The sequence below is a fragment of the Streptomyces sp. NPDC051963 genome (genome assembly GCF_044593495.1).
Classification (GTDB): domain Bacteria; phylum Actinomycetota; class Actinomycetes; order Streptomycetales; family Streptomycetaceae; genus Streptomyces.
Genome location: NZ_JBIUCC010000001.1, coordinates 1 through 16811, shown reverse-complemented (window position 1 = coordinate 16811; position 16811 = coordinate 1). Strand labels below are relative to the sequence as shown.

At 67.3% G+C, this 16811-nt stretch carries 17 protein-coding genes and 2 pseudogenes; 8 read left to right on the top strand and 11 right to left on the bottom strand.

The features are described 5' to 3' along the window. The first annotated feature begins 186 nt into the window (after positions 1 to 186). Positions 187 to 408 carry a hypothetical protein gene (locus ACIHFB_RS00095; RefSeq protein WP_365288555.1) on the top strand — a complete coding sequence of 74 codons (222 nt, stop codon included), beginning with the start codon at positions 187 to 189 and terminating at the stop codon, positions 406 to 408. Positions 409 to 620: 212 nt separating this feature from the next. Here ACIHFB_RS00095 and ACIHFB_RS00090 read toward each other — a convergent pair whose 3' ends face one another. The 4 genes from ACIHFB_RS00090 to ACIHFB_RS00075 are packed head-to-tail and all read right to left on the bottom strand — an operon-like array spanning position 621 to position 4425. Then, positions 621 to 1004, bottom strand: a complete 384-nt coding sequence (locus ACIHFB_RS00090; RefSeq protein WP_365288557.1) for a hypothetical protein — start codon at positions 1002 to 1004, stop codon at positions 621 to 623. After that, entirely contained in the window at positions 1001 to 1708 is a 708-nt protein-coding gene (locus ACIHFB_RS00085) for an ABC transporter ATP-binding protein (protein WP_365288558.1), read from the bottom strand. Before ACIHFB_RS00085 ends, ACIHFB_RS00090 begins: the two co-directional genes overlap by 4 nt. Before the next feature lie 6 nt (positions 1709 to 1714). Continuing rightward, the gene (locus tag ACIHFB_RS00080) at positions 1715 to 3094 is read right to left on the bottom strand and encodes an FtsX-like permease family protein (RefSeq protein WP_400124585.1); all 1380 of its coding nucleotides are present in this window, start codon (positions 3092 to 3094) and stop codon (positions 1715 to 1717) included. A 56-nt stretch (positions 3095 to 3150) separates the two neighbouring features. Then, positions 3151 to 4425, bottom strand: coding sequence for an ABC transporter permease (locus ACIHFB_RS00075; RefSeq protein ID WP_400124582.1), 1275 nt, complete (start codon positions 4423 to 4425; stop codon positions 3151 to 3153). 160 nt (positions 4426 to 4585) lie between these two features. On the opposite strand from ACIHFB_RS00075, the gene ACIHFB_RS00070 reads away from it, so the two are divergent. After that, a complete protein-coding gene (locus tag ACIHFB_RS00070; protein ID WP_400124580.1) occupies positions 4586 to 5248 on the top strand; it encodes a response regulator transcription factor in 663 nt (220 codons plus the stop codon). Continuing rightward, entirely contained in the window at positions 5239 to 6429 is a 1191-nt protein-coding gene (locus ACIHFB_RS00065) for a sensor histidine kinase (protein WP_400124577.1), read from the top strand. The genes ACIHFB_RS00070 and ACIHFB_RS00065 overlap by 10 nt, the downstream gene beginning before the upstream one ends. A gap of 1371 nt (positions 6430 to 7800) precedes the next feature. Here the strand turns inward: ACIHFB_RS00065 and ACIHFB_RS00060 are convergent. From ACIHFB_RS00060 to ACIHFB_RS00045, 4 genes are all read right to left on the bottom strand, one after another. Then, the gene (locus tag ACIHFB_RS00060) at positions 7801 to 8373 is read right to left on the bottom strand and encodes an AAA family ATPase (RefSeq protein WP_400124574.1); all 573 of its coding nucleotides are present in this window, start codon (positions 8371 to 8373) and stop codon (positions 7801 to 7803) included. 161 nt (positions 8374 to 8534) lie between these two features. Further along, positions 8535 to 9032, bottom strand: coding sequence for an FBP domain-containing protein (locus tag ACIHFB_RS00055; protein ID WP_365288570.1), 498 nt, complete (start codon positions 9030 to 9032; stop codon positions 8535 to 8537). Positions 9033 to 9085: 53 nt separating this feature from the next. Then, positions 9086 to 10633: an MFS transporter gene (locus ACIHFB_RS00050; RefSeq protein WP_400124570.1), complete on the bottom strand. Its 1548-nt coding sequence runs from the start codon at positions 10631 to 10633 to the stop codon at positions 9086 to 9088. Between the two features lie 814 nt (positions 10634 to 11447). Continuing rightward, complete coding sequence (locus ACIHFB_RS00045) at positions 11448 to 11720, bottom strand: hypothetical protein (protein WP_365288574.1); 273 nt, start codon at positions 11718 to 11720, stop codon at positions 11448 to 11450. A gap of 183 nt (positions 11721 to 11903) precedes the next feature. Here ACIHFB_RS00045 and ACIHFB_RS00040 point away from each other — a divergent pair, with 183 nt between their 5' ends. Next, a complete protein-coding gene (locus tag ACIHFB_RS00040) occupies positions 11904 to 12473 on the top strand; it encodes a maleylpyruvate isomerase N-terminal domain-containing protein (protein ID WP_400124567.1) in 570 nt (189 codons plus the stop codon). A 36-nt stretch (positions 12474 to 12509) separates the two neighbouring features. Here ACIHFB_RS00040 and ACIHFB_RS00035 read toward each other — a convergent pair whose 3' ends face one another. Then, on the bottom strand, positions 12510 to 13193 hold the full coding sequence (locus tag ACIHFB_RS00035; RefSeq protein ID WP_365288578.1) for an alpha/beta hydrolase: 684 nt from the start codon (positions 13191 to 13193) through the stop codon (positions 12510 to 12512). A gap of 372 nt (positions 13194 to 13565) precedes the next feature. Between ACIHFB_RS00035 and ACIHFB_RS00030 the strand changes: the two genes are divergently transcribed. Next, the gene (locus ACIHFB_RS00030) at positions 13566 to 13811 is read left to right on the top strand and encodes a hypothetical protein (protein ID WP_365288579.1); all 246 of its coding nucleotides are present in this window, start codon (positions 13566 to 13568) and stop codon (positions 13809 to 13811) included. 264 nt (positions 13812 to 14075) lie between these two features. Beyond that, a pseudogene (locus tag ACIHFB_RS00025) lies at positions 14076 to 14192 on the top strand (IS5/IS1182 family transposase); the annotation flags it as partial. Here ACIHFB_RS00025 and ACIHFB_RS00020 read toward each other — a convergent pair. Continuing rightward, positions 14171 to 14977, bottom strand: coding sequence for an enoyl-CoA hydratase/isomerase family protein (locus tag ACIHFB_RS00020; protein WP_400124562.1), 807 nt, complete (start codon positions 14975 to 14977; stop codon positions 14171 to 14173). The pseudogene ACIHFB_RS00025 and the gene ACIHFB_RS00020 sit on opposite strands and share 22 nt — an antisense overlap. A gap of 136 nt (positions 14978 to 15113) precedes the next feature. Here ACIHFB_RS00020 and ACIHFB_RS00015 point away from each other — a divergent pair, with 136 nt between their 5' ends. Both ACIHFB_RS00015 and ACIHFB_RS00010 read left to right on the top strand, forming a co-directional pair. Beyond that, positions 15114 to 15506, top strand: a complete 393-nt coding sequence (locus ACIHFB_RS00015) for a winged helix-turn-helix transcriptional regulator (RefSeq protein ID WP_400124559.1) — start codon at positions 15114 to 15116, stop codon at positions 15504 to 15506. Between the two features lie 695 nt (positions 15507 to 16201). Next, positions 16202 to 16528, top strand: a complete 327-nt coding sequence (locus tag ACIHFB_RS00010) for a hypothetical protein (protein WP_400124556.1) — start codon at positions 16202 to 16204, stop codon at positions 16526 to 16528. Between the two features lie 29 nt (positions 16529 to 16557). On the opposite strand, the pseudogene ACIHFB_RS00005 reads toward ACIHFB_RS00010, so the two are convergent. Then, positions 16558 to 16811: pseudogene (locus tag ACIHFB_RS00005) on the bottom strand (IS630 family transposase); the annotation flags it as partial.

Genomic DNA, 16811 nt, shown 5'->3' with positions numbered 1-16811 from the left:
CGCCGACTCCTGGGCCAAGAGCGAAGCGATGCCGTCGGGCGAGGAGATCAACCCAGTCCGCCGGCTGATCCAGCGGGCCATCGCGGTAGTCCGCCGCAATCGCCGAGTGGTCTCGCTTGGGATGCACCGCCATACTCCACCACTGCCTGATCTTCGTCCCGAGAGGCCCTCGCATGACCCAGCCCCATGATCAAGGGAAAACGAGCGGACTCAGCCCGCCGCCGCGAACGCGTCCTCAAAGCCCTGGGCACCATGCTGAAGAAGCACGACGACATCACGGTCGCTGCCGTCGCCCGCGCCTCTCTGCAAACTGACCTCGCCAACGCCCTCGGCCGCAACCAGCGGCATACCGCACGCATACGGCAGTTGGCCGAGCGTCTCTCCGAGACGCTCGGCCAGGCCGTCTGAGAAGCGTCCGGCCGCGGGGTGACCGCCGCTCCAGGCCGCGCGAGCCGCCCAGCGTGACCTGACCCGGGCTGTGAACCGGGGTGCGCCCGATAGAAGCTGACGCACAGTTTGACCGACTGCTGTGTGCCCAAGGGTCCTGAGCAGCGAGGAATCCGTGAGCACGGCCACGTATAGCCGCGCCGGCTACGGAGGTTTCGGAGTGTTGTCCGGAGTCAAGGTCGCTTCTCCTCGGCGCCGCCTTCCTTGCTTACGGGGTTGTACTGGATGCATTTGCGCACGGCTTCCGGAGGCAGCTCGGAGTTCAGGTCCAGTCCGCCGCGGCTTTTGTCGACCTTGATGTTCTGGGCTCCGTTCTGGTTGAGGCAGTCTGCGTACTGCTGCATGGATTCGAGCCAGTCGTCCGGCAAGTTGGTGAGTGGCTCCTCGTCCCCGCTGACGTCCCCTCCGTCTACGCGGCCGGTCGGCTGCTGTTGGGGCGGTGCCGGCCGTCCGGTGGCGACTGGGGAGTGTTCCGAGGGGTTGCCGCAGGCGGCCAGAGCGAGGGCGAGCAGGGGCACGGCAGCGGATGCCAGTACTGCGTGGGCGCGGGTGTTCATCGGGCGTTGACCTGTTCCGTGAGTTTGCCTTTGCGCAGGGTGAGGATGCGGTCGGACTGGGCGGCCAGCTGTTGGGAGTGAGTGACGACGACCACGCATTTGTCCTGCTGGTGGGCGAGGTCACGGAAGGTGTCGATGATGCCCTGGGCGGTGTCCTCGTCGAGGTTGCCAGTGGGTTCGTCGGCGAAGAGGATGTCGACGTCGCAGGCGAGGGCTCGGGCGATGGCGACGCGCTGTTGCTGGCCGCCGGAGAGCTGCAGGACGTTGCGGGTGGCCATCGCCTTGTTGAGGCCGATGTTCTCCAGAAGCTGCAGGGCTCGCGCCCTGCGGCTTCCTGTCGCGGGTTTCGTGCCGGTGATCTCCATGGCGCAGGTGACGTTCTGGAGGGCGGTCATATAGGTGAGGAGGTTGTACTGCTGGAAGACCGTGGCGGCGTGCTTGTTGCGGTAGCGGCCGAGCCCGAGTTCGGTGAGGTCCTGTCCGTCGAAGGTGATCGTGCCCTTGGTAGGGGTGTCGAGGCCGCTGGCGAGCGAGAGCAGGGTGGTTTTGCCGCTGCCGGAGGGGCCCAGGATCGTGTAGAAGGTGCCTCGTTCGAAGGTGTAGTCGACGTCCTTGAGGACCGTGGTCCGGCGGCGCTGGCCCGAGTAGGTGTGGCTGACACCGGCGAGGCGCAGGACGGACGGGGCCGTGGTGGTGCTCGTCATGCTGGGTCACTTGCCCTTCGTGAGGATGGTGCGGGGACTCAGGCGCAGTACGGACGCGGCGGGGACGGCGGTGGCGAGGAGGCCGATCCCGAGCCCGGCGGCGCCGACGGTGGCGAGGTCTGCCGGGTCGAGTGCCACGGTGATGTGGTTGATCGGGTCGGCGTTCTCGACGGGCTTGTCGTTGGGGTCGTTGCCCTGGTCGAGTCCGGTGCTGCTGGGGGGCGGAGGCTTCCAGGAGTCGAGCTTCTGCTCGGCGGCGGAGGCTTCCTTGCCGAGGAGGGCCTGGCCGGCGCTCTGTGTCAGCTTCGGGGCGAAGAGCGAGCTCAGGCCGATGGCGATGACGGCAACTACCACGATCTCCAGAACCTGTTGGGCGATGAGTTTGCTCTTCTTCTCGCCCATCGCCAGCAGGACGCCGTACTCCCTGCGGCGTTGCTTGACGGCGAGGTTGGCCAAGAGGGCGAGTACGGCGGCGCCCGCGAGGCCCATGAGCCACATGGCGAGGGTGGCTGTGGAGCGGATGCTCTTGAGCGGGCCCGTCATCTGCTGGACGGCCTTGTCGTTTGCGTCCAGCTTGAAGCCGGTCAATGCCTTGCCGGCGATCTGCTTCGCCTCGGATTTGAACGAGTGCTGTGCGTCGGCGTCGTTCAGGAGGAACGTCGCCTTGCCGACCTTCCTCGGCCCGTTGCCCTCGGCGCCGAGGGCGGCGAGGCCGCCAACTGATCCGTAGATCATGTTGGCCGGGCTGATGCCGTATTCGGGGTCGGCGTCGGTGGTGGGGCGCGGGTCGCGGTAGATGCCGCCCACGGTGAACTCGCCGGTGGTCTTCTCGTCGTTGCCGGTGAGAGTGAGATTGTCGCCGACCTTGAGGCCGTTCTGCTGGGCCAGGCGCTCCTCGATCAGGAGCTGCTTCTTGTCCTTGTCGGCGGCTGTGATGTGTTCACCGGACACGAGGGTGGACTTGCCGCTGCGGAAGTCGGGCAGCAGGGAGGAGTCCAGGACACCCATTCCGATGGTTCCGCCCGGGCCCATGGGGTCTTTCGGCCCGCCGTCGACCAGTTTGTTCTTGCCGGTGAGGAGGGCGCGGTCCCACATCGAGTAGGTGTATTTCTGCACCTGAGGCAGGGATCCGATCTTGTCGACGGTCCTGGCGTCGATGCTCGGTGCCTGGAGTTGGGCGCCGTTGCCCATCTGGTTCATGTCCACGTCGAGGTTGACCTCGGCGCCCACGGAGCGCTTGGCGTCCTGTTCAGCCCGGGCCGTCGCGCCGTTGATCAGGACACCTGCCAGCACCATCACGGAGATGACGAGGAAGGTGGCGAGCGTGATCAGGGTGCGGCCCCTGCGGGCCCACAGGCTGAACCCTGTGCGTTTGACGAAGTTCAAGGGGATCGGCTCTCTCGGTGCGTGGCGGCGATTCACTGTCTGGTGAAGCAAGTCGGTCATTCGGTGTCGGTGAGGATGGAGCGGGGGTGCAGGCGCAGGATCCCGATGCCAGGGATGACGGTGGAGACCAGGGAGATTCCCAGCGCGATACCGGCGACCTTGCCGACATCGGCTGCCTCGACCCGCACCGTGGGCGGGGCGATCCCGGTGTCCGGGGCGCGGGCAGCCGAGACCGGCGTGTCGTTCTGGCGGCCCAGGAAGGCGTCACCCGCGGACTGTCCGGTCAGCGAGCCGGCCAGAGCGGCGAGCGCGACGGCGGGCAGGGTCACAGCCGCCACTTCCACGGCATGCTGGCCGATGAGTTTCCACTTGTTCTCACCCATCGAGAGCAGCACTCCGAGTTCGGCTCGCCGCTCGCGGATCTGCAGCATCACGATGAGGCCCAGGATCAGAGCGCCGGCCAGGGCGATCACCCAGACAATCAGTCCCGCGAACGTGCCGACCCGCTGGATCGGGCGGACCTGGTCCCGGTACGACTTGTCGTTGACGCGGAACTCGAAGCCGCCCCTGCCCAGGAGATGCTCGACATCGGCGTGCAGTTGCCGGGCCTGGTCCGGCGAGCCGATCTTGAGCACCGCCTCGCGGACTGTCGCGGTACCGGTGGTCAGCTTCTTCGCGATACCCGCCGGGACGTACAGCGTGTTCCCGGGCAGTTCATGCGGCGCAACCCACATCGTCGGATCCTGGGCGGGGTCCTGGAAGATGCCGACGACCTTCACAGCCGAAGTGTGCTTGCCGTCCGTCGACTCCACCTGGACGGTGTCGCCCACCTCCAGACGGTTCTTGGCCGCCAGACGCTGCTCGATCACCGCGACGTCGCGTCCCTCGTCATCCGGGGTGATGCCGCGGCCTGCCGTGATCTTCGTCGAGCCGTACGAGAAGGGCAGCAGCATGCCCGAGTCGCGCACTCCGTTCACGGCCAGTGCGCCCTTGTCCTTCTTCCTTGCCGCTGCTCCGCCCGGCTCCGGAACCTTCGACGTCAGTGGCGCGAAGTCCTTCGTAGCTGCCTGGACCGCGAGTTCCGCGTTGTAGCGGTGAACCATGTCCAGTGCGCCGAGCCGGTCGGTCAGGGCCGGGGTGAGCCCCTTCTTCCTGACCGTCACGTCGACACCGATGGTGCGCTGCGCAGCGGCCTCCTGGCGGCCGGCGGCGGCCTGCAGCAGGAAGCCACCCAGGAGCAGGGTGCAGATGACGAGGAAGATCGCGAGCAAGGCGGCGGTCTTGGATCTTCTGGCACCAAGGCTCATCCCTGCGCGCTTGACGAAGTTCATGCCCCAGAGGAAAGCAGTCTGATGTTTGCAGGAAGATAAGCGTGTTACAGCGACATAAGGGTCCCTTCTCGCACGGCTGGCCCCCAGGTGCCGGTCGACTCGCGGCACATGGCGCCGCGTCTTTATCCGGCTGCAATCAGGATCTTGATTTCCTGGAGTCATGAGAGTCCTGGTAGCCGAGGATCACCGCGTTCTCGCCCGCACCATCGCCACCGGTCTGCGCCGCCAGGCGATGGCCGTCGACATCGCCGCCACAGGTGGAGAGGCCGAGCGGATGGGCCTGCTCACCGCCTACGACGTGCTGATCCTCGACCGCGACCTACCGGTCATGAGCGGCGACGAGGTCTGCAGACGACTGCGCGAGCTCACCGATCCACCCCGGATCCTGATGCTCACGGCGGCCGGCGAACTCACTGACAAGATCTACGGCCTGACCACGCTCGGCGCCGACGACTACCTGGCCAAACCCTTCGACTTCACCGAACTCGTCGCCCGGGTGCGGGCACTGGGCCGGCGCGCTCCCAAGCCTCCGCCCACGGTGCTAATTTTCGGGAACATCACCCTGGACGAGACGCGGTGCGAAGTGTCCGTGGACGGGAATCCGCTGGAGCTGTCACCGAAGGAAACCGCAGTGCTGCGCCTGCTGATACGGGCCGGCGGGGCACCGGTGGCCCATGACGAGATCGTCCGCACCGTCTGGGACGAACACCTCGACCCTCGCACCGGCGTGGTCCGCACCACCGTCAGCCGCCTGCGCGGCAAGCTCGGTGAATCCTGCCTGATCCTCACCGACAAGGGCGAAGGGTACCGGCTGTGCGACTGACCCCCCGAGCACTCCTGAGCCGGCTGCCCTTCCGTACCCGCCTGGCCATCGCCTTCTCCGGGCTCTTCCTGCTCACCGGCACCTTCCTTCTCGCCTTCGTCGTACTGCTCGCCCGCTACGGAACCGCCAAGCAGGTCCAGAGCATCTCCGTCACCTACGGCAACTTGCCGAAGGGACAGGACACCTCTTTCGAACCCGGGCACCCGACCAGCCCGGGCCTTACCCCTGTTCCGCCGAGCGACGTCGCCATGCTCCAGAAGATCGACCAGACCGTGCAGGCCGTCCAGGACACAGCTCTACGTCAGATGGTGCTCTGGTCCGCCGTCGGCCTCATCGTCATGGCACTGATCGCCGGCCTCCTCGGCTGGTGGCTCGCCAGACGGGCACTGCGCCCCGTCGCCTCCATGACCGAAGCCGCGCGCCGAATCAGCGAACACAACCTCCATCAACGCCTCGCACTGACCGGTCCCGACGACGAACTCCACCGCCTCGCCGACACCTTCGACACCATGCTCGACCGGCTCGAGACATCCTTCGAGAGCCAACGCCGCTTCGTCGCCAACGCCTCCCACGAACTCAAAACCCCCTTGGCCGTCCAGCGCACCACCCTCCAGGTCGGCCTCGCCGACCCCCTGCCGGGCGGCCTCACCGACGTCCGTGAAGATTTGCTCACCGCCAACCGGGAGGCGGAGCAACTCATCAACTCACTCCTGCTGCTGGCCCGCAGCGACCGCGGACTGGACAAGACCGAGCCCGTGGACCTCACGGCTACCGCCCGGCTCGTGACCGCCGAGCTCGCCCCACTCGCAGCGGACGGCGGCCTGCACATCGAAGTCGATGCCGCTACGCCGCTGGTCGTTCCCGGCGACCCAGTCCTGCTGCGGCACCTGCTCGCAAACCTGATCCGCAACGCCGTCCAGTACAACCACCCCGGCGGCCAGGTCCTCGTGCAACTCGCCGCCGCCACCATGACGGTGACCAACACGGGCCCCCGCATCCCCGCCTACCGCATCCCCGACCTCTTCGAGCCCTTCCGGCGGCTCGACGCAGACCGCACCGCCACCACAGGCCATGGCCTGGGGCTCTCCATCTCCGCCTCCATCGCCCAGGCCCACCACGCCACCCTCACAGCACGGCCCGGCCAAGAAGGTGGACTCACCCTCACCCTGCGCTTCCCCTGAACACCGGCGATGCCAGCGCGCTCACCGAGCACGTACACAGACGGATGTATCCCGAGGCCGTCGAGGCGGCGCACGCTGACTTCGCTGACATCCCCGGGCCTCACCGGGACTACGTGTGAGCCGCGTACGCACGCATTCATGCAGCGCGCGGCCGCTGCCGTGCGGCGCTTCAGACCCAGGCACGGAGCTGAGCTCGACGAACACCTCACCATCACCTGAACGAGGCATAGCGCCACAGCTGTTGCAGTCCATGGAGTCAGCCACATCAGCGTTGAGCAGCATCAATGTGAGCGACGCGCTCTTGCAATGGTTGGACCCCCCAGAGAATGCCTGATAGGCGGGCACGGTGAACGGCACCGTCCGGTCGGCCAGCACGTCGGTGAGTTGCTGCGCGAACTCCCCCTTGGAGATGAGCGTTCTCTTCGCGAGTTCTCCGTCAGCTCCGGTAACGGTCCGGCTGGCCTTCGGGACGAACAGCTCCCCGAATGCCACCGCGGGATCGTCCGCCTGGACGACCTGCTCCCAGCGCTCCTCCGAGCGCGGCGCGCAGCGGATGAACGCCGCCCGCAGGGCGATGATGTTGTTCTCTGACCACGGGGCCGGCTCCAGGGTCCGGGGCGCCGCGGCCAGGCGGCCAGAGCGGGCAGCAGTAGAAGCTCGGAAATGCCCTCCACCAGGATCGCCCGCGAGGCGAACAGCAGGGCACTCTCCGTGGCATCTGGACAGCGGTCCAGATGCCGCACCCGTCCAGGTTCAATCGCAGCCGGGGAATGGGCAGAGGCCGCGCCTGCCAGCCGTCCGACAACCTGCTTGGGCGGCGTGCCATGACCACCAGATTCTGAACGCCGGCCGGGGCCGACAGAATGGGGGAGTGGGTGGTGACCACCACCTGCAGATGCCGGCCGGCTGAGCCGGGTCACCGGCAGGCCGGCGCCGCGAGGCCCGTGCCCGCCGTTGCAGGTAGCACAGCAGCAAGGTCTGCAGCTGTGGATGCAGGTCGCCTCGGGTTCCTCGACCAGCAGCACGGTCAGGTCGGCCTCGGCTGCCGCGTCCAGTTCTGCCATCACCGTGGCGATGAACAGGGTGTTGGCGTAGCCCAGCCCCAGCCCCGACGCCGACAATGGAAACGGCTGCGCGGAGACGTCACCCAAAAGCACTCGCAGCGACCGGCGATCGATGCGAACGTGGGCTCGGCCAGGGCCAGTTCACTCATCTGGGGATGCGCACCGACGGTCAGGTCGCAGAGTGGCTCGTTGATCTTCTCGCGGACCCTGACCACGTCCGGGGCCGCGGCTACCTTCTTCAGCTCGGTGCCGATTCATTCCACGAAGGCGTCGACCTGCTTGTCATCGCCCAGCAGCCCGCGAAGGATCATTCGCACCCGGTCACCGCCGGCCGAGGCCAGCTCCTGCTCCGCATTGCGCAGTGCTGGCAGGTAGACATGCCGCACACCACCCCGCGCGGCAGGATCGCCCGTGACCGGAAGGCCTGCGCCCTGCACCCAGACGGTGCTTCCGCCAGGCAGCAGCGCGTCCAGATACGCGCCGCGCCGCTCTGCTTCAGGCCGATGTCGGCCACGTCCATTTGCAGGCCGGGGCCGCCCAGTTCGGATGCGGACTTGAGGGCGTCGGCTTCCTCGAAATAGCGAACCCGGCGCCCGTCCAGAGGATCCGTGAGCAGACGCATCGCGTCGATCACGCTGGACTTGCCCGCGTTGTTCTCCCCGACCAGGATGGTCACTTCCGGCCGCAGAGGAATCCGTACCTGCTCACACGACCTAAACCTGGGTGCCGTGTTCGGAATTCGTCTTCGGCGGGGTCGGTGAGCAGCCCCAGTGGCTCTAACGGACGAGAGCGACGCTCCATCAGGTTTGCGATTGACTCCGCAGTGGTCGGCCGTGACCGGTGACGGTGCTGGACACGCAGGCTCGTCGTCGGTCTTCACGTACGGTGCTGTCAGCCGGGGGGCAGGTCTTCGTTCTTCACGCTGCCTACTTCAAACGCCCTCTGAGGTGCGGCGCGTAAGACCGGAGGAGCCGCGAGGAGACGGCGGTTCAAGGAGTGGACAGGGGCCCGGCGACGATGGCCGTCGAGCCCCTGTCGGTCTCAGTGGAAGACCCGCTCCACGAACGCGTCGAGGTTGCCGCGCAGGCGCTCGATCTGCTGCTCGACAGTGAGGGACTCCTCCATGCGCCCGCCCGGTGCCGCCTTCTTCCTGCCCCGTACGTACAACGAGCAGTCCAGGTCGGCGCAGATGTAGAGGCCCACCGAGTTGCCTGCGCGGCCGGCCGGGCCTGCCTTGGGGGCGGTCATGAGGGAGACGCCGCTGCCGGGATGGGCGGTCAGGCACAGCGAGCACAGGCTGCGGCGCAGGAAGCCGCGGTTGCCGGAAGCGGAGCGCAGGGACAGGCCGACGAGTTCATCGGCGCGTTCGACGACGAGATACCTGCGATCGGGCGCGGACAGATCGAACCAGCCCAGGAAGTCCAGGTCGTCCCAGTGGTCGAGGTCCGTCAGGTTCTTGGGCAGGGGGAGGCGTTTGGCCTCGCCCTTCGAGCAGTTGACGAACGAGGTACGGATGTCGTGCTCGGTCAGGGGTTTCATGCAGGGTCCTTCGAGGGGTGAGGTGGACGGTGGCGGGACACGACCCCGGCTCGCTAGGCGGGTGCGTCGTTTCCGGCGTGCTTCGGCGTCTTGTGCCGTACGGTGAGGCCCGCTACCAGGGCGGCGAGCAGCAGGACGCCCGCCGAGCACCAGTAGGCGACGGAGAAGCCGTGCACCATGCCTTCGTCGAGGGTCGCGCCGCCGTGGGCCGGATCGTGCGAGTGCGAGTGGACGTAACGGCTGGTGGCGCCGGTGGCGATCGTGTTGAGCAGTACGGTGCCCAGCGAAGCGCCCATCTGCTGAACGGTGTTGAGGACAGCCGAGGCCACACCGGCGTCCTGTGCGGGCACGCCTGCGGTGGCCGTCGCGTAGACCGGCATGAAGGTCAGGCCCATGCCCAGACCGAGCAGCAGCAGGGCGGGCAGCACGTGTGTGACGTACTGCGCATGCACGGTCAGGCTGCTGAGCAGCACCATGCCGGCGGCGGCCAGCACCATGCCGGACGACATCAAGGTGCGCGGCGCCGTGCGTGGCAGCAGGCGGGCCGCGATCTGGGTCGCGCCGATGACGATGCCGGCCGAAATCGGCACGAAGGCCAGGCCCGTCCGCACCGGCGGGTAGCCGAGGACGACCTGCAGGTAGTACGTCAGGAACAGGAAGACGCCGAACATGCCGATGGTGGCCAGGCCCATCGTCGCGAGCGATCCGGCCCGGACACGGTCCTGGACGATGCGCAGCGGCAGCAGCGGGCTCGCCGCGCGGCTCTGCCACCACACGAAGGCGGCGAGCAGGATCACGCCGGCCACGAGCGGCGTGAGCACGGACGGGCTGGTCCAGCCGCGGGGTTCGGCCTCGCTGAAGCCGTACACGAGGGCGACGAGGCCGCCGCAGCCCAGCAGCGCGCCCGGCACGTCCAGGCGCCCGCCCCGGCTGCCGGAGCGGTCGCGCAGGAAGGCCGGTGCGCCGAGCAGGGCGGCCAGGGCGATGGGCACGTTGACGTACAGGGACCAGCGCCAGTTCAGGTACTCGGTCAGCAGACCGCCCACGATCAGCCCGACCGCGCTGCCGCCGCCGGCCAGCGCACCGTAGACCCCGAACGCCCTGGCCCGCTCCTTGGGGTCGGTGAAGGTCGTCGTCAGCAGCGACAGGGCCGAGGGCGCCAGGACCGCCGCGAACGCACCTTGCAGGGCTCGCGCCGCGAACAGCATCCCGGGACCGGTCGCCGCGCCGCCCAGAGCGGAGGCCGCGGCGAACCCGGCCAGGCCGATGACGAAGGTGCGCTTGCGGCCCACCAGATCGGCGATCCGGCCGCCGAGCAGCAGCAGCCCGCCGAAGGCCAGCGTGTAGGCGGTGATCACCCACTGCCGGTCGGCGTCCGACATGCCGAGAGCGTGCTGGGCGGAGGGCAGCGCGATGTTCACGATGGTGCCGTCAAGGATCACCATCAGCTGGGCGAGGGAGATGACGGCCAGCGCCCACCAGCGCTTCGGATCCGGTGCCGGTGCCGGAGTCGCGGCGGGAACCTCGCGGTCCGGGGAACGGTCGGCGGCCGTGGAAGGGGCGGACGGGAGGGATTCCCCTCCGGGACGTTTCTTGCTCATGGCGATCACGCACGTTTCGTGTCGAAGTGCTGTCGGGACAGCCGGGCAGGGACGGTCGCAGTGGTGACGACGGGCCGGTGCACGCAGCACGGGGACACGGCATGGCGGTGGGGCAGCGGGAACCGCGGACAGCACCCGGGGTCTGCCTCACCAGCCGCGTGTCAATTACGGCGGCGCGCTTGCTGGTCGTGAGGCGGAGAGTGCCGAGATCACGGTGGTCAGCAAAAGAAGGGCCCGTCTTCGGGCGCGCGCCCCCGGGGCCCGCGCGGCGACGAACCGCGCAGGCCAGGACATCTCGGGACACGGCATCTCAGGAAGATGCCGAGTACAAGAAAAAGAAGGGGGAAGAGTTACCGCGCGCCGCAGAGGAGGGAGGGCACACGGCCGGAGGCAACTATGGCCGCAACGCATTCAGCACGGTCCATGTCTCTCGCCTCCTTCCGGGCAGGGCACGCGGTGCGTGTCGGCGCCGAGCGGGGCGGCAGAGAACCTGCCGCGTGAAATCCCGGACATGATATCCCATCGACGCCACCGCGCGACCGGAATTGCCGACCGCCCAGGATGGGTGATCGCTTGGGGGTGGAAGTCCCTGGGGGAAGAGGTGGTGCCAACCCCGAGCCGGGAGTACGGGCGGGAAGCCGTTGCCGATGTCTGACAACTGCCGGTGCAACCCTGACACGTATGCGACCTGGCCGCCGCGGGGCTTGATGTCCAGCACGCCCCAGGAGCCGTGCAGTCCTGCTGCTCTCGCTCGGCCAGAGCGCGGCATTCCTCTGGGGCGACGTCGTCAGACAGGACGTCGACGACCTCGACGTCAGCTTCCGTGGGCTCGGGAGCGATCCTGTGGGCGCTGGCGAACCCGAAACCCGACGAACGCGAAGTGCTCCAGGCCATGCTCGACGTCCATGAAGACCTGGTCGCCGACCGGCCCGGACTGCTGATCATCGCGGACAAGGGCTTCGCCTCCAAGGAGTTCGAGAATGACCTGGTCATGCGTGGGGTCGGTCTCGCGGTGTTGCAGCGCTGCCGCAAAATGACCTTTCCCGGCGGCGAGTCCTTCCAGGGACCACCGGGCCACACGTCGCATCCGAGTCGCCATGCTCGCGTGAGATGGACCTCTGGTTTGAGCTGGGGGAGTTGTCTCCTGCTGGTGGAAGTATCGGCAGCGAGAAGGGCATCCGCTGGGGCGGACGTGTCAGATGCCCGGCGGCGTGAAGGATCGACAACCAGGCCGGCCCAGTCCCACCACACGGACCGCGAGGAGCTCTGCATGGACCATCAGAACGTCGACGCCGCTGTGGCAGAGATGCTGCGGGTGCTCGGCCCCCATACCGCCGAGGACTGGACGGTGCCGGCTGGGTCACTCGAATGGACTTGCTGGCAAACAGCAGCCCACATCGGCCATGACCTGCTGGCCTACGCAGGGCAGTTGGCAGCACAGCCCACCGACGCCTACCTTCCCATCGACCTGGACGTTCGCCCCACCGCCTCGCCTGCTGAAGTGCTCCAGGCCGTCACCGCCTGCGGTGGACTGCTCAGCAGCGCCCTGGCCACAGCCAACCCGACCCTGAGGGCTTGGCACTGGGGCCCGTGCGACCCCGAAGGGTTCGCCGCGATGGGCGTCGCGGAAACCCTGCTGCACACCTACGACATCACGCAGGGACTGTCCGTGGACTGGCTGCCACCAGCACCGCTGAGCGCAGCAGTACTCACCCGGCTCTTCCCCGCCGCCCCGCCCGGAGACCCCACCCAGGTACTCCTCTGGTGCACGGGCCGCGGAGAGCTCGATGGGCTCCCTCGCCAAATCTCGTGGAGGTGGGAAGCAGCACGACCGGACTGATCGAGCTGACCCCGGCGGACGTTTCCGGTCACAGCACTAGGAGTTGGCGGCCTCCGCCAACACGCGGGCGAGTTCGCGAGGGCGGGTGGTCATCGGCCAGTGGCCCGAGTCGAGGTCCACGTACTGAAGGTGGGTAGCACGGGCGAGCTCAGGACTCTCACCGGCGGCGATCCACTCCTCGGCCTGGGCGGGGGTGAACTCGGGGCAGACAACCACCACGGGAACGTCGAAGCGGCGCTCGTTGGTCAGGCGTACGACTCCCTTGGTGACCGCCTCGGGGACAGGAACCGCGGCGGACGCGAAGCGGTCCCGGGTCTGCTGGTCCAAGTCGGCGGCGTCCGCGCCCTCGAAGGGTTCCCAGCCCGGGAAGGGCACAGCGCCGCCCTCGGCCTCGAAGTGATCGGCGTAGGCCCGCCCATCGGCGGCGGGGAAGCCGCCGAGCAGGGCGACCTTGGCCACCTTCTCCGGTCGTGCGTCGGCGGCCAGCCAGGCCAGGGTCGATGCTGCTGAGTGCCCTACTACCAATGGCTTTCCGGGCGCTGCGTCAACCGCGGCGAGCACCGCTCCCAGCTGATCGTCAAGCGTCGCGGAGGCGGCGCCGTCGCCCTGACCCGGGAGGGTGAGCGGCACGGGATGGTGGCCGAGCGCGGTGAGTTCGGGCACGACGTCGCCCCATGCCGATCCGTCGAGCCACAAGCCGGCGATGAGCAGGATGTCCACGGTGGTTCTCCCGAAGAAGAGTCAGATCTGGTTGTCGGCACGTTATCGGGAGGCTCTGACATCGGGCGGCTCACCCCAACCCGACCCGGCGAACCCAATCCGCCCAAGCTGAGGAAATGATCCGGCATCGACGTCGTCTGTCAGTGCCTCCTGGCAGGATGCGCGGATAACTTCAACTGGCCATCCGCTCGCGGACAATGGCGATCAGCTGCGTGCCCGCCTTTTGGAGCTGGTTGGCGTCATCGGACCCTGGTACAGCCTGGAGCGCACGCACCTGAAGGCTGCCGCGCAGCGGATCGCCGGCGGAGCCCCGGTCTACCGGGTGCACAAGCCGGATGTTCCCGCGACGCCACGGCATCGCCGATCACCGGCGTGCTCCGCCTCTTCCTCACCGTCACCGAAACGCGAGGGCAGGGCGCACACACTGACATCTCGCTCTGGTACCTCCTCACCGCCGACGCTGACACCATCACCTCCTACGACCAGGGCGAGTTCAACGCGATCCGGTGGCTGACCTATGAGCAGGTGCTCGATGAGTCGGACGAGCTGCTCGACCCCCACATGCACCGCTTCACCCACAAGCTGCAGGACACCCGGGCCGGAAGGCATTGCGGGTAGCTTCCCTCGATCGGAGCGTTGAGTGATGACGAGTACGGGCAGCTGATCAGGCAGGTCCTGGGGCAGGTGGCTGAACGGCTGCGCTGACCTGGCGTGGGTGAGCGCAGAGCCAAACGGGTGCGGCTGGATCGGTCCGTCGCTCAGTACCGGGCGGGGTCCGGTCCTGGCGGCGGGTGAGTAGCCCACGGCGCCGCTCAACACGGAGCGCAGTCGCCGCCAGCAGATGAGTGCGCATCGGAGGGTGAGGAAGGCGTCGTGGATGTCGTCGCGCATCTGCACTGGTTCCGCCGCCTGCGGATCCGCTGGGAGATACGCGACGACATCCACGAAGCTTTCCTCACCCAGATACTGGTTCTGGCTCACCGGCGCATGGCACTGCGCATCAGTTCCTCGAGGGCGCGTTCACCTGTGGGTGTCTGCGCCCCGTTGCGCAGTCCTCGGCCTATCAATTGCTGAACAGCGGGCAAAGCAATCTGAGTGGCCCACGCCTCGTTCTCGCGGAGGAGTCCGTCCGTGATGTGTTCGGCAGGCAATGCGCGCTTGGCCGCTTCGATGACACCATCGGGCAGGGCAGCGATATTGCCGGCGATACGGTCGACGTACTCATCGAGTTGGTCGGCTGGCAGAGCCCGGTTGATCCAGCCGTAAGACGCTGCGGTCTCGGCATCGAACAGGTCTGCGGTGAGCACCACCTCCAGTGCACGGTTGCGGCCCACGCGGTCACGGAGGTACTGCGTTCCGCCTCCGCCGGGGACGATGCCCATGAGCGCTTCGATCTGGCCGATTCCGGCGGTCTCGGCAGCGGCGAATGCCATGTCCGCTGCGGCTACGAATTCCGCCCCGCCTCCGCGGGTCTTCCCGGCGAGCTTCACGATGGTCACCTGGGGCTGATGGCGGAGGAGTTCGCCTACGGCCTGGAACACGTTGACGTCCGTCGGCGCCGACGCGGCGAGCTGCTCCAGAACGTCCATCCTCTCCCCGATCCGCATGTCCACATGAGCGAGGAAGAACTCCGGGTTGGCGCTGGAGAAGACGATCACCCGGGCCGATGAATCGCCCCTCAAGGCGTCCAGCGCCGTACGGAGCTCGCGCATCATCGTCGCGTCGAGCACGTTCACCGGCGGGTTGTCGAGGACGATCCGGGCGACGCCGTCTTCGATGCTCACGTGCAGAGTCGAGTGGACATTGGTGGTCAAGAGGCTCTCCGTCAGTTACCGATAGATGTGTAGGTTTGCAATGCATACCTACCGTCGGCGACGCCTCCGGGACCGTCAAGAACGCACTCTGGGAGAACCAAGGATCATGAGGGATACCGCCCCGCACGGCCTTGACGCGGGAACACGCATCGTTTTCCGGGCGGACTGCCCCAGCCGGCCGATCCTCGACCAGATAGCAGACAAGTGGTCGATGATGCTCATGGCGCTTCTGGAGCGGCCGATGCGGTTCAATGAGCTGAAACGCCGCTTGGAAGGTGTGACGCAGCGTGTCCTCACTCAGACACTGCGCCGTCTTGAGCGGAACGGCATGATCCAGCGGAAGGTACTGCCGACCTCACCGGTCGGCGTCGAGTACTCGCTCACGGCGCTGGGTGAGTCCCTGCGCGAGCCTTTCGGGCATCTTTACAACTGGACGGTCGAGCACAGCGAGGAAATCCAGAATTGCCAGCGGGCGTACGACGGCAGGACTGACACATAGCCGCCTGCTCAATCACCCATAGACATGTCATCCGAGGCTGGGTCCGTGGTCTGATGCGGTTGGAGAGCGTGGTCTGGGCCAGCAGGGCGAGCGCTGCCTGAGAGCCGACGTCGGCCGTCGGCGTGGTCACCATGGTGGTCCGGTTCCCCAGATCACCGTTCCCCGAGTGATCTAACCACCTCTAAGGTCATTTCGTTAGGAGTCCTAGGTCTGTCTCGCCCTGGCGGGCGGCTTCGGTGATCTGGCCCTCCAACAGGGAGGCCAGATCACGCCCTAGAACTGATCCCGGAGCCGTTCGGGGTACGGGCCGTGCTCGCCTATCGGCAGGAACGGCTCGATCAACTTCCTTTGCTCATTGGCGAGTTGTCTGCGCGTCACGCGTGTCTTCCTACCGGATCCGCCTTCCGGGCGGATCCGGATCGGCAAGATTGATCACGACGTCACACAGACCCTAGCTAGTGCTGTGACCGCATAGGTTCGCCGGGTTGGGCGTGCACTTACTCCTCGCCGAGCAGACGCTTGCGGTGCGTGTAGGTCGACGCAAGGTGACACCTTCGTGATCCATACTCTGTGTCTGCAGCTTCGGGGAGGGCATGTCCATGCAGCACAGCGGTGGGAGCACACGAGCAGTCGGGCGAGCAGCGGTCGTTGTCGTTGTCGCTGCCCTGATGAGCAGTTGTTCGTCAGGCGACCCAGTGCAGGCCAAGGAGTGGCAACGGGATTACTGCACCGAGCTGGGGTCCTGGCAGGACGCCAAGCACGCAACGATGACCAGCTCGGCAGACGCGGATGCCAGTGATGAACAGAATGTCCAGTCGTCCGAGTTCGACAACGCCGAATCGGCAGGGCAGGCGGCCATCGACGCCTCCAAAAGGCTTGACCGGGAAGGCCTTGAACACGGTGGCACCCACATCCTCGATGACACCGTCAACGCGGTCGGCGGCGACGTCGGAGCTGAGGGCCGTGCAGTGTCTTACTGCGATAGCTCAGGCTTCGAGACTTTGGTCAGTTCGGCTGGCTAGTGCTGTGGGTGCATAGGTTCGCCGGGCTTTCAGGCTGCGGTGGCAGCGAGGGGTCGGCCGCCCCAGCGGATGCCTTTCTCGCTGCGGATGCGGGCGCGTTCCTTGCGTTCGGCGGCCAGGACGTCGCGGTGGCGTGCGTTGGCGTTGCGCCAGCGCAGGTAGGCGTGCATGGCCCGGGTCTGCACGGGGTGGTTGGGGTGGTGGGAGTTGGCGATGGTGAACTGCCGCAGTGGTCCGAAGTGCGCCTCGATCGGGTTCGCCCAGGAGGCGTAGGTCGGGGTGA